This window comes from Pseudomonas sp. 1176_21, assembly GCF_052850635.1.
Window position 1 is genome coordinate 356,924 of the sequence record NZ_VXCV01000003.1, and the last position, 12,712, is coordinate 369,635.

Sequence of the window (12,712 nt, forward strand, 5' to 3'; positions counted from 1 at the left end):
GACCAGCGCCCTCTGCCCGGCGTGGGCCGGGCAGGGGCACCGGGCGGCATCAGTGCTGCAGGATCTTGCTGAGGAAGTGCTGGGTACGCTCGTCGCGCACGCTCTGGTCACCGAAGAACTCTTCCTTGGTGCAGTCTTCGATGATGTTGCCCTTGTCCATGAAGATCACCCGGTTGGCCACCTTGCGCGCAAAGCCCATTTCGTGGGTCACGCACATCATGGTCATGCCTTCGTGGGCCAGTTGCACCATCACGTCGAGTACCTCGCTGACCATTTCCGGGTCCAGGGCCGAGGTGGGTTCGTCGAACAGCATCACGATCGGGTCCATGGCCAGGGCGCGGGCGATGGCCACGCGCTGCTGCTGGCCGCCGGAGAGCTGGCCGGGGTGCTTGTGCGCATGGGCCGACAGGCCGACGCGCTCGAGCAGTTGCAGGCCCTTCTTGGTGGCTTCTTCCTTGCTGCGGCCCAGCACCTTGATCTGCGCGATGGTCAGGTTCTCGGTGATGGTCAGGTGCGGGAACAGTTCGAAGTGCTGGAACACCATGCCGACCCGCGAGCGCAGCTTGGGCAGGTTGGTCTTGGGGTCGGCGATCGAGGTGCCGTCGACCACGATGTCGCCCTTCTGGAACGGTTCCAGCGCGTTGACGCACTTGATCAGGGTGGACTTGCCCGAGCCAGACGGCCCGCACACCACCACCACTTCGCCTTTCTTGACCTCGGTGCTGCAGTCGGTCAGAACCTGGAAATCGCCGTACCACTTGTTGACGTTCTTGATGGAAATCATACGGTTATCCTTTTCTGCAGACGCTTGACCAGGAAGGAAGCGGAGAAGCTGATGACAAAGTACACGGCGCCGGCAAACAGCAGGAACTCGTTGGAGCGCCCGATGATGTCGCCACTGGCCCGTGCCGAGTTGAGGAAGTCCACCAGGCCCACGGTGTAGACCAGCGAGGTGTCCTGGAACAGGATGATGCTCTGCTGCAGCAGCAGCGGGGTCATCTTGCGAAATGCCTGGGGCAGGATGATCAGGCGCATGGTCTGCGCGTAGTTCATGCCCAGTGCCTGGGCAGCCGCCATCTGGCCCTTGGAGATCGACTGCACGCCGGCCCGCACGATTTCGCAGAAGTACGCCGCCTCGAACATCATGAATGCCACGACGCAGGAGGTGAATGCACCCACCGGGGTGTCTTCGCCGGTGATCCAGCGCAGCACGAACGGTACCGCCAGGTAGAACCAGGTGATCACCAGCAGCAGCGGGATGGAGCGAAAGTAGTTCACGTAGGCGCCGGCCAGGCGCGACAGCAGCTTGCTCGACGACAACCGCATCAGTGCCAGCACGGTACCCAGCGCGATGCCGCCAATGATGCCCATGAGCATCAGCTGCAGGGTCATCTTCATGCCGTTCCACAGGCCCGGCAGGGCTGGCACGATTCCACTGAAATCCATGTCCATTATTTACCCCCCACGGAGATCAGGCCCGGCACCGCGACTTTCTTCTCGACCAGGCGCATCAGCAGCATCAGCCCCATGTTCAGGGTGAAGTAGATCAGCGTGGCCAGGGTGAAGGCCTCGAACAGGTTGGCCGAGAACTCGGCGGTCTGCTTGGTCTGTGCCAGCAGCTCCATCAGGCCGATCAGCGACGCTACCGAGGAGTTCTTGAACACGTTCAGGAATTCGGAGGTAAGCGGCGGAATGATGATCCGGTAGGCTTGCGGCAGCAGCACGTTGTTGTAGATCTGCGGCAGGCTGAAGCCCATGGCGCGGGCAGCGGCTTCCTGGCCACGGGGCAGCGCCTGGATGCCGGTGCGCACCTGCTCGCACACCCGTGCAGCGGTGAACAGCCCCAGGCAGATGACCACGCTGATCAGCGCCGAGGTGGTCGGGTTGAGGTCCTGCTTGTACCACTCCTGCAGGCCTTCGGGCAGCAGGTCGGGTACCAGGAAGTACCAGATGAACAGCTGCACCAGCAGCGGCACATTGCGAAACAGTTCCACGTAGCACGTGGCGATACCCGACACCAGACGGTTCGGTACGGTACGCATGACGCCGAGCACCGAGCCCAGCAGCAGCGCAATGATCCAGGCGGCAACGGCGATCAGGATGGTCCAGCCCAGGCCGGTGATATACCAGTCCAGGTAGGTCTCGCTGCCAACGCCGGTGGACTTGAAAAAAACGCCCCAGTCCCAGTTGTAATTCATCGGGGTCTCCCCTCAGATCGGTTGTTTCACGGGCACCTTCGAGCATCCGGGGGCGCTGGGCGCCCTCGGATGAAAGGTTAGACACTAACTAGCTGGGGGTCAGGACTTCTTTTCGTCTGCAGCTTTGTCGGTAGGATTGGCGATCAGCGCCTTGAGCTCGTCGCTCATGGGGAACATCAGGTTCAGGCCTTTAGGCGGGATTGGCTGGTTGAACCACTTGTCGTAGATCTTGTTGATCTCACCCGACTTGTACAGGGCGACGATGGCGTCATCGACCGCTTTCTTGAACGGGGCATCGCCCTTGCGCACCATGCAGCCGTAGATTTCATAGGACTGCGGGGTACCGGTCACGGCCCAGTCGGTCGGCTTCTTGGCCTTGGCCATTTCGCCGGCGAGCAGGGCGTCGTCCATCATGAAGGCCACGGCGCGGCCGGACTCGAGCATCTGGAACGACTCGCCGTGGTCCTTGGCGGAGATGACGTTCATCTTCATCTGCTTGTCGGCGTTCATCGACTTGAGGATGCGCTCGGATGTGGTACCGGCGGTGGTCACCACGTTCTTGCCGGCCAGGTCCGGGAAGTCCTTGTAGGAGGAATCCTTTTTGGACAGCAGGCGGGTACCGATCTCGAAGATGCCGACCGAGAAGTCGACCTGTTGCTGGCGCTCGAGGTTGTTGGTGGTGGAACCGCACTCGACGTCAACGGTGCCGTTCTGCACCAGCGGGATGCGGGTCTGCGAGGTGACCAGGTTGTATTTGACCTTCAGGTCCGGCTTGTTCAGGTCCTTTTTCAGGGCCTCGACGATAGCCAGCTGGATGTCGTGGGAGTAACCGACGGGTTTGCCCGAAGCGTCGGCGATGTAGGAGAACGGGATGGAAGCGTCGCGGTGCCCCAGGGTAATGGTGCCCGAGTCGTTGATTTTCTTCAGGGTGCCGGTCAGTTCGGCGGCAAGGGCCGGCGTGCTGATCAAAGCGGTCGCCATGGCGGCGCCCAACAGATGGGGAACGATACGCATCAAATTTTCCTCGACGTTGTTTTTCTTATTGAGCCGTTGGCGGGCTCTTTCGTTCAGCGAACACAGCAATGAAGCGGTTGCGCATTCGGGTACTGAGTGTAGAGCATGACTCATGCCAAACTCTGATTTTGATCATAACCCCATGCAAATAGCGGCGGCGGGCATTTTTTGCCGGGGTATGGCGGGGGAGGGATGTCCGGGTTTCCGATTAAGGGCCAATGGCTCGTTCGGGAAACCGAACAGATAGTCCTTTGTTGGCCTCATCGCGGGTCAAACCCGCTCCCACTGGTTTGGTGACCTTGTGGGAGCAGGCTTGACCCGCGATGCGATTTTGCGGTGTCAGGCCGCCTGAATACGCCCGCGGCTCAGTTCTACCCGTTGCAGGTAAACCCGCAGAGCCTGTTGTTCGGCCGGGCTGGTGAAAAGCCCCAGCTTGGTGCGCCGCAGCAGGATATCGTCGGCGCTGACCGCCCATTCCTCGCTGCACAGGTAATCCACCTCGCGGGTGAACAACCCGCCACCAATCGCATCGCCCAGGTCGTCCGGGCCCTGGACGCCCTCGAGCAGGCGCCATACGCGGCTGCCGTAGGTCAGCGCCCAGCGCTTGGCGATATCCGCTGGCAGCCAGCCGAAGCGCGCGAGAATCTCGTCGCACAGCGCCTGCGGCGTGGTCATCTGTTCACCGCCCGGCAGGCTGGAGGTGGCGGTCCAGCTACCGGTCATCTGGGTGAAGTACGGCGCCAGCTCGGCCATGGCCGACTCGGCCAGCTTGCGGTAGGTGGTCAGCTTGCCGCCGAACACCGACAGCAGCGGCGCCTCGCCGGCAGACGCCGACAGGGCCAGGGTGTAGTCGCGGGTGACCGCCGAGGGGTTGTCCGACTCGTCGTTGCACAACGGGCGCACACCGGAATAGGTGCTGAGGATGTCGGCGCGGCCCAGCTGGTGGTTGAAGTGCGCGTTCACAACCTTGAGCAGGTAGTCGGTCTCGGCCTCGGTGATGCTCACCTGGGCCGGGTCGCCGCTGTACTCGCGGTCGGTGGTGCCGATCAGGGTGAAGCGCTCCAGGTACGGGATGGCGAACACGATGCGCTGGTCTTCGTTCTGCAGGATGTAGGCATGCTCGCCCTCGTACAGCCGGGGCACGATCAGGTGGCTGCCCTGAATCAGGCGAATGCCGTAGGGCGCCTCCAGCTTGAGGTCGTCCTTGATGAACCTGGCCACCCACGGGCCGGCCGCGTTCACCAGGGCGCGGGCCTGGATGGTCTGCTGGCTGCCGTCGGCGCGTTCGAGCTGCACGTTCCACAGCTTGCCCACGCGCCGTGCGCTGACGCAGCGGGTACGGGTGAGGATGTGCGCACCCAGTTCACGCGCGGCCATGGCGTTGAGCACCACCAGGCGGGCGTCGTCCACTGCGCAGTCGGCGTATTCGAAACCGCGGGTGATGGCCGGCTTGAGCGGGTTGCCCGGGCCGAAGCGCAAGCTGCGCGAGGCGCCCAGCTGCTTGCGCTTGCCCAGATGGTCATACAGGAACAGGCCGGCGCGGATCATCCAGGCTGGACGCAGGTGCGGCTGGTGCGGCAACACGAAGCGCATCGGCTTGACGATATGCGGCGCCTTGGCCAGCAGCACTTCGCGTTCTGCCAGCGCTTCGCGCACCAGGCGGAACTCGTAGTGCTCCAGATAGCGCAGGCCACCGTGGATCAGCTTGCTGCTGGCCGAGGACGTATGGCTGGCCAGGTCATCCTTTTCGCAGAGCAGTACCGACAGGCCGCGCCCGGCTGCATCGGTGGCGATACCGACGCCGTTGATGCCGCCACCGATCACGGCAACGTCATAGATTTCGGCAAGGGCGGGCGATGGCGAGCTGGACTGGGACACGAGGCGGCCTCTGGTTTCTATCGAATATGAACATTAATGTTCGTTTGCGAAAATGGTAGCGCAACAAAATGGCGCCCGCCAGTCGCTTTCAATAGAAAATACTGATCGGATGACAAATAAATGAAAAATTATGAACATTCGAGCGGCCCCCGTTGCGAGGGCCGCGATGGCGCTACACCACGTCCAGGCGGATCTTGTGCTGGTTGAGCAACTGGGCGAGGGCGGCGACGGGAGGCTGGTCGGTCACCAGGCAGTCGATCAGGCTGATCGAGCCCAGGCGCACCATGGCGTTGCGCCCGAACTTGCTGGAGTCGGCGGCGAGGATCACCTGGCGCGCATTGGCGATGATGGCCTGGGACACGCGCACTTCCTGGTAATCGAAGTCGAGCAGGCTGCCGTCTTCATCGATGCCGCTGATGCCGACCAGGGCGAAGTCGACCTTGAACTGGTTGATGAAGTCGACGCTGGCCTGGCCGACCACACCACCATCGCGGCGCACGTTGCCGCCGGCCAGCAGTACTTCGAAATCGTCCTTGGCGCTGAGGATGGAGGCCACATGCAGGTTGTTGGTGATGATCTTCAGGTGGTTGTGGTTGAGCAGAGCGCGGGCGATGGACTCGGTGGTGGTGCCGATGTTGATGAACAGCGAGGCGTGATCGGGGATCTGCGCGGCGATGGCTTCGGCGATACGCTGCTTTTCGTCGCGCATCTGGTCGGCACGCATGGCGTAGGCGGTGTTCTCGATGCTCGAGTCATAGGCCGCGCCACCGTGATAGCGGCGCAGCAGGTTCACTTCGGCCAGCTGGTTGATGTCACGGCGGATGGTTTGCGGGGTTACAACGAACAGCTGCGCCATTTCCTCGATACTGACATAGCCGCGTTCGCGGACCAGCTCGAGAATTTGTTGTTGGCGAGGGGGCAGATTCATGGGCGGTCCTTTTGGGCTGCCGGGCAAATCTGCATGATGCCGCAGGATGGGGGCGGGGGCCAGCGCGGGGCTGGCTGAAACGATCCTGTGGGCGCCTCGCCAGCAAGGCTGGCGCCTACAGTGTAGGAGTCAGCCTTGCTGGCGAAGAAGCCTGCGCAGGTTCTATTCCTCGTGCGGTTCCCAGTCGCGGGTACGGTCCACCGCCTTCAGCCAGCCGGCGTACAGCTTCTCTTTCTGCGCCTCCTCCAACTGCGGGGTGAACTCGCGCTCGATGATGGCCTTGCCGCGCAGCTCGTCCAGCCCGCTCCAGAAGCCACATGCCAGGCCGGCCAGGTAGGCGGCGCCGAGCGCAGTGGTTTCGCGCATCTGCGGGCGTTCCACGCAGGTGCCGAGAATGTCGGCCTGGAACTGCATCAGGAAGTTGTTGGCCACCGCGCCACCGTCCACGCGCAGTGCGCTCAGGCGCTCGCCGCAATCCTGCTGCATGGCGTCGAGCACGTCGCGGGTCTGATAGGCGATCGACTCCAGCGCGGCGCGGATGATGTGGTCGACCTTGACCCCGCGGGTCAGGCCGAACAGGGCGCCGCGCGCGTACGGGTCCCAGTACGGCGCACCCAGGCCGGTGAATGCCGGCACCAGGTACACGCCGTTGCTGTCCTTGACCTTGCTGGCGAAGTACTCGGTGTCGTGGGCGTCGTTGACGATCTTCAGCTCGTCACGCAGCCACTGCACGGTTGAACCGCCGTTGAACACCGCGCCTTCCAGGGCATAGGCCACTTCGCCGCGCGGGCCGCAGGCAATGGTGGTGAGCAGGCCATGGGACGACTGCACGGCCTTGTCGCCGGTGTTCATCAGCAGGAAGCAGCCGGTGCCATAGGTGTTCTTGGCCTGGCCCGGCTCCACGCACATCTGGCCGAACAGCGCAGCCTGCTGGTCGCCGGCGATGCCGGCAATGGCGATGCCGCTCTTGGTGTGGCCGTAGACCTCTGACGACGAGCGTACCTGGGGCAGCATCTGCTTCGGGATGCCCAGCACCTGCAGCATCTTCTCGTCCCATTCCAGGGTGTGGATGTTGAACATCAGGGTGCGCGAGGCGTTGGTGTAGTCGGTGACATGCACCTTGCCGCCGGAGAACTTCCAGATCAGCCAGGTATCCACGGTGCCGAACAGCAGCTCGCCGCGTTCGGCGCGCTCACGCACGCCGTCGACGTTGTCCAGGATCCACTTGAGCTTGGTGCCCGAGAAGTACGGGTCGGTGACCAGGCCGGTGGTTTCGCGAATGTAGTCCGCGTGGCCGTCACGCTTGAGCTGCTCGCAGATCTCGGTGCTGCGTCGGCACTGCCAGACGATGGCGTTGTACACCGGGCGACCGGTTTCGCGGTCCCACACCACGGTGGTCTCGCGCTGGTTGGTGATGCCGATGGCCGCCACCTGGTCGTGGCTCAGGCCCGCCTGGGCCAGTGCTTCGACCATGGTCGCGCTCTGGGTGGCGAAGATCTCCATCGGGTCATGCTCGACCCAGCCGGCCTGGGGGTAATGCTGGGCGAACTCGCGCTGCGAGGTGCCGACCACGTTGGCGTCACGGTCGAAGATGATCGCGCGTGAACTGGTCGTGCCCTGGTCCAGGGCAATGATGTAGTGCTTGTTCGGGGTGTCGGTCATGGTGTGGGCCTTGCACTCGAAAAGGTGGAAGTCGGGGCAGGGCGAGCCTGGCTCGCCGGTTCGGCATCAGGAGGCCTGGGTCTTGCCCCGAGCGTTGTCGTCGGTCTGGGCGTTCGCGCCGTCTGCCGTGGGCAGGTTGCGCGCGATCACGCCGCGATACAGGGCGGCACCCACGCTTGCACCTATGATCGGCGCAATGATGGGAACCAGGAAATAGGGAATGTCACGTGCGCCAGTAAAGGCCACGTTGCCCCAGCCGGCCAGGAAGGTCATGAGCTTGGGACCGAAGTCGCGCGCCGGGTTCATCGCAAAGCCGGTCAGCGGGCCCATGGCACTGCCGATCACCGCGATCAGCAGGCCGATCAGCAGTGGTGCCAGTGCGCCCCGGGGCAGGCCGTTGCTGTCGTCGGCAAGGGCCATGATCACCGCCATCAGGATGGCCGTGATCACGGCCTCCACCAGAAATGCCTGGCCGGTGGACAGCAACGGGTGCGGATAGGTGGAGAACACCGAGGCCAGCTCCAGGCTGGCGGTGCTGCCGCGCACCATGGCGTGGGTCTGTTCGTAATCGAAGAACAGGTTGCTGTACAGGGTGTATACCAGCGCCGCGCCGCAGAAGGCACCGGCCACCTGGGCGACGATGTAGAACGGCAGCTTGCGCTTTTCGAAGCCGCTGAACAGGCTCAGGGCGATGCTCACGGCCGGGTTCAGGTGTGCACCCGACACCCCGGCGGTGAAGTAGATCGCCATGCTGACCCCCACGCCCCAGATGATGCTGATTTCCCACAGGCCGAAGCTGGCGCCCGCGACCTTGAGTGCCGCGACGCAGCCGGTACCGAAAAAGATGAGCAATGCGGTGCCGAGGAATTCGGCCATGCATTGGGCAGACAGCGTTGGTTGTCGTAGAGCAGTCGTCATTCGTGACCTCGGTTCTTGTTGTTGTGAGGCGCGTGTGCGCTCGACAAAAACCCGAGCAGAATCCCCATTCTGGTCGGGTTGACGGCAGAACTGCACGGTATTGGGGCAGTTCGATATTCAGAATCGAAAAAATATAGACAAGAAACGCTGATGTCAAAGGTCGAAAGTGAACTGCCATTCATATTCTGACTGCCGGTGGCTCAGGTGGTGTCGGTGGCAACCGGGCGGGTAATGGTTGGCTCCGGCGTTTTGCCCTAAAGTAGCCAGCGACTGGAGACCGATCACCCTGCCTGGAGCCCTGCATGACCCCCGCCCTGGATTTGCTCAAGAAAGCCCGCGCCGAACACCGCATCCACAGTTATGAACACGACCCCAAGGCGGCTTCCTACGGCCTGGAAGCCGCCGAGAAGCTCAACCTGGAGCCAGCGCGGGTGTTCAAGACGCTGCTGGCCAGCACCGAGAAGGGCGAGTTGCTGGTGGCGGTGGTGCCGGTGGTGGGCAGCCTGGACCTCAAGGCCCTGGCCCATGCGGCGGGTGCAAAGAAGTGCGAAATGGCCGACCCGATGGCCGCACAGCGTTCCACCGGGTACCTGGTGGGCGGGATCAGCCCGCTGGGGCAGAAGAAGCGCCTGCGCACCTTCATCGATGCTTCGGCGCAGCAGTTCGAAACCATTCATGTCAGCGCCGGGCGGCGCGGGCTGGAGGTGGAACTGGCGGCGGCGGTGCTGGCCGAGCACACCCGGGGCAGCTTTGCGGCGATCGGCCGCGAGTAGCATCTGTATCCTCCAAATCCGGCCATTCTGTATATGGAAGCGCGAGCGCCCGGGCAGGCATGCTCGCTGCCTTCCCATGCAGGAGCCAACCCATGCAGCTTGAATTTCACCAGGTCGATGCCTTCAGTTCCCAACCCTTCAGCGGCAACCCGGCGATGGTGTATCGCCTGGAGCAATGGCTGCCCGATGAACTGATGCAAAAAATTGCGGCCGAGCACAACCTGGCCGAAACCGCATTCGTCGTGCGCGAGGCGCAGCGCTGGCGCATCCGCTGGTTCACGCCCTCCACCGAAGTGCCGCTGTGCGGGCATGCGACCCTGGCCAGCGCGCATGTGCTGTTCGAGGTGTATGGGGAAGATGCCGAGTGCCTGGCGTTCGACAGCCGTTCGGGGCCGCTGACCGTGAGCCGCGAGGCGGGGCGCCTGGTGCTGGACTTCCCGCGCTACGACCCGCAGCCGCTGGCCGAGCTGCCGCCGGTGGCGCAGGCGCTGGGGTGCCCGGTGGTCGAGATGTGGCAGACCAATGAACTGTTCGTGGTGCTCGAAAGCGAACAGGCGGTGCGGGATTGTCGCCCTGACATGGCGGCGCTGGTGCCGTTGCCGGGGCTGGGCGTGATTGTCACGGCGCCAGGGCGCGAGCATGATTTTGTGTCGCGCTATTTTGCGCCGGGGATCGGTATCCCTGAAGACCCGGTGACCGGCTCCACGCACTGCTCGCTGATCCCTTACTGGGCGCAGCGCCTGGGCAAGGATGAGCTGCACGCGGTGCAGTGTTCCGCGCGGGGTGGGGAGCTGTTCTGCCGCCTGGAAGGGGCGCGGGTGAAGATTGGCGGGTATGCGACGCGGGTGGCGAGCGGGACGTTGTTCCTCTAGCGGCCCTTTTCGCCAGCAAGGCTGGTTCCTACAGTAGGCCAGGCAATTTCCTGTAGGAGCCAGCCTTGCTGGCGAAGCGTTATCAGAGCGCCGCGCTGTAGCGTCGCACGCCGTTCTCCGCCACCGGCAGTTGTGCCGGCACCGTGCCGGCCACCGGGAACAGCACCAGGTGGTCCGCCGCCACTTCAATGCCCACCTCGCCGCCGACCTGATGGTCGATATGGCTCGGGAAGATCGCTTCGAGCTGGCTGCCGGTACCCAGTTGCAGGCGGTACAGGGTGGACGCACCGAGGAAGCTCTTGCCGACGATGCTTGCCTTCAAGGCACTGTGGGGCGCATGCACGATGTCGTCCGGGCGCAGCAGCACATCCACCGCGCTGCCCTGAGGCAGGGTGTAGGCCCGATTGCCGCGCAGCTCGCCCAGTTCGGTCTGCACCGATTCGGGGCTGGTCAGCTGGCCACGGATGAAATAGCCCTGGCCGATAAAGCTGGCCACGAACGGCGTGAACGGTTCGTGGTAGAGGTTGTACGGGGTGTCCCACTGCTCCAGGCGGCCTTCCTTGAACACGCCCACATGGTCGCTGACGGCAAAGGCCTCTTCCTGGTCATGGGTGACCAGGATCGCGCTGGTGCCGCGACTCTTGAGGATGTCACGCACCTCATGACTGAGGCGTCGGCGCAGTTCCACGTCGAGGTTGGAGAACGGCTCGTCCAGCAGCAGCAGTTGCGGCTCGGGTGCCAGGGCACGGGCCAGGGCCACACGCTGTTGCTGGCCGCCGGACAGCTCGTGCGGGTAGCGCCCGCCAAGCTTGTCCAGCTTCACCAGCTCGAGCATTTCATCGACCACCTGGCGCTGGCGCGGGTGCTTGCCGATGCCGAACGCGATGTTCTCGGCCACGGTCAGGTGCGGGAACAGCGCGTAGTCCTGAAACACCATGCCGATGCGGCGCTTCTCCGGGGCCAGGGTGAAGCCGGCCTTGGAGATGACTTCGCCCGCCAGGCTGATCTCGCCCTCGTGCACCGGCTCGAAACCGGCGATGGCGCGCAGCGTGGTGGTCTTGCCGCACCCCGAGGAACCCAGCAGGCAACCGATGTCGCCGGCGTTGAGGTGCAGGTTGAGGTTCTGGACGATGCGCTGCTCGCCATAGCCGCAGGCGAGGTCGCGCAGGTTAAGCAGTAGAGGTTGACTCATGCGTGGTGATAGGCCGGTTCGACAAGATATTCGAGAAGCGCCTTCTGTGCATGCAAGCGGTTTTCGGCCTGGTCCCAGGCGACCGAACGGGGGTCGTCGAGCAGGTCCAGGCTGATTTCCTCGCCACGGTGGGCGGGCAGGCAGTGCATGAACAGGGCATCCGCAGCCGCCAGGTCGAGCAGTTCGCGGTTGACCTGGTAAGGCGCAAACAGCGCCAGGCGCCGTGCAGTTTCCTCCTCCTGGCCCATGGAAGTCCAGACATCGGTGCTCACCAGGTGTGCACCGCGCACGGCGTCCTTGGGGTCGCGCACGATCTGCACGCGCTCGCCGGCCTGGGCCACGAACGCCGGGTTGGGCTCATAGCCCTCAGGGCAGGCGATGCGCAGCTGGAAGTCGAACTGGATGGCGGCTTCTATATAGCTGTTGCACATGTTGTTGCCATCGCCCACCCAGGCCACGGTCTTGCCCTGGATCGAGCCGCGGTGTTCGAGGAAAGTCTGCATGTCGGCCAGCAGCTGGCACGGGTGCAGGTCGTCGGACAGGCCGTTGATCACCGGTACCCGCGAATTGGCGGCGAACTCGGTGAGCGTGCTGTGGGCAAACGTACGGATCATCACCGCGTCGAGCATGCGCGACATGACGATGGCGCAGTCACCGATCGGCTCGCCACGGCCCAGCTGGGTGTCGCGTGGCGACAGGAAGATGGCCTGGCCACCGAGCTGGATCATGCCGGCTTCGAACGACAGCCGGGTACGCGTGGACGACTTTTCGAAAATCATGCCCAGCACGCGGTTTTTCAGGGGTTCGAAGAGTACGCCGCGGTTACGCAGGTCCTTCAGCTCGATCCCTCGGCGGATCACACTGACCAGTTCTTCGGCGGTGAAATCCATCAGGGAGAGAAAGTGCCTAGCGCTCATCATTGACTACCTTTTTGCAACAGACCGCAGATCATCAAAAGCCGGTTTTCGAAAACAACGGAAGTGACCTGCGGCGAAAGCCGCACGGGGCGACGAAATAGGGAAAGGCGCAATACTATAATTAAATGTCGCGTCTTACCAAGTGGGGGCTGCGAACTCGACGTTGCCGAATGTGTTGCAAGCCGTTGGGTGACGCTTTTTATTGGGCCGGACAGGCTTTGTACACTGCCCGCCGAGGCCTTTGCAACGCATGCGCGGTACAGGTGCCAGCGCGCCGCGACCATCGCCTTGCCTGATGCCGGGCGATTCACGCCACGAACGTCACTGGCGAGGGGGGCGGGGCAGGGCCATAGTCGAGGT

At 63.5% G+C, this 12,712-nt stretch carries 12 protein-coding genes; 2 read left to right on the forward strand and 10 right to left on the reverse strand.

The window, feature by feature from the left end:
- Positions 1-49: 49 nt before the first annotated feature.
- The 8 genes from FW760_RS09745 to FW760_RS09780 form a co-directional block, all read right to left on the reverse strand.
- On the reverse strand, positions 50-784 hold the full coding sequence (locus FW760_RS09745; protein WP_043861990.1) for an amino acid ABC transporter ATP-binding protein: 735 nt from the start codon (positions 782-784) through the stop codon (positions 50-52).
- A complete protein-coding gene (locus tag FW760_RS09750; RefSeq protein WP_043861989.1) occupies positions 781-1,452 on the reverse strand; it encodes an ABC transporter permease subunit in 672 nt (223 codons plus the stop codon). The genes FW760_RS09745 and FW760_RS09750 overlap by 4 nt, the downstream gene beginning before the upstream one ends.
- Entirely contained in the window at positions 1,452-2,198 is a 747-nt protein-coding gene (locus FW760_RS09755) for an amino acid ABC transporter permease (RefSeq protein ID WP_043861988.1), read from the reverse strand. Before FW760_RS09755 ends, FW760_RS09750 begins: the two co-directional genes overlap by 1 nt.
- Positions 2,199-2,297: 99 nt before the next feature.
- Entirely contained in the window at positions 2,298-3,212 is a 915-nt protein-coding gene (locus FW760_RS09760) for a glutamate/aspartate ABC transporter substrate-binding protein (protein ID WP_043861987.1), read from the reverse strand.
- Between the two features lie 339 nt (positions 3,213-3,551).
- Complete coding sequence (glpD, locus tag FW760_RS09765; protein WP_043861986.1) at positions 3,552-5,090, reverse strand: glycerol-3-phosphate dehydrogenase; 1,539 nt, start codon at positions 5,088-5,090, stop codon at positions 3,552-3,554.
- Between the two features lie 172 nt (positions 5,091-5,262).
- On the reverse strand, positions 5,263-6,018 hold the full coding sequence (locus tag FW760_RS09770; protein WP_043861985.1) for a DeoR/GlpR family transcriptional regulator: 756 nt from the start codon (positions 6,016-6,018) through the stop codon (positions 5,263-5,265).
- A 162-nt stretch (positions 6,019-6,180) separates the two neighbouring features.
- Positions 6,181-7,680: a glycerol kinase GlpK gene (glpK, locus tag FW760_RS09775; RefSeq protein ID WP_043861984.1), complete on the reverse strand. Its 1,500-nt coding sequence runs from the start codon at positions 7,678-7,680 to the stop codon at positions 6,181-6,183.
- A gap of 66 nt (positions 7,681-7,746) precedes the next feature.
- Positions 7,747-8,598, reverse strand: a complete 852-nt coding sequence (locus tag FW760_RS09780) for an MIP/aquaporin family protein (protein WP_043861983.1) — start codon at positions 8,596-8,598, stop codon at positions 7,747-7,749.
- Positions 8,599-8,900: 302 nt separating this feature from the next.
- On the opposite strand from FW760_RS09780, the gene ybaK reads away from it, so the two are divergent.
- A complete protein-coding gene (gene ybaK / locus FW760_RS09785) occupies positions 8,901-9,371 on the forward strand; it encodes a Cys-tRNA(Pro) deacylase (protein WP_043861982.1) in 471 nt (156 codons plus the stop codon).
- Positions 9,372-9,463: 92 nt separating this feature from the next.
- Positions 9,464-10,243: a PhzF family phenazine biosynthesis protein gene (locus FW760_RS09790; RefSeq protein ID WP_446443759.1), complete on the forward strand. Its 780-nt coding sequence runs from the start codon at positions 9,464-9,466 to the stop codon at positions 10,241-10,243.
- 82 nt (positions 10,244-10,325) lie between these two features.
- Here FW760_RS09790 and FW760_RS09795 read toward each other — a convergent pair whose 3' ends face one another.
- Both FW760_RS09795 and argF read right to left on the reverse strand, forming a co-directional pair.
- Complete coding sequence (locus FW760_RS09795; protein ID WP_043861980.1) at positions 10,326-11,435, reverse strand: ABC transporter ATP-binding protein; 1,110 nt, start codon at positions 11,433-11,435, stop codon at positions 10,326-10,328.
- A complete protein-coding gene (gene argF, locus FW760_RS09800) occupies positions 11,432-12,352 on the reverse strand; it encodes an ornithine carbamoyltransferase (RefSeq protein WP_043861979.1) in 921 nt (306 codons plus the stop codon). The genes FW760_RS09795 and argF overlap by 4 nt, the downstream gene beginning before the upstream one ends.
- Positions 12,353-12,712 lie beyond the last annotated feature (360 nt).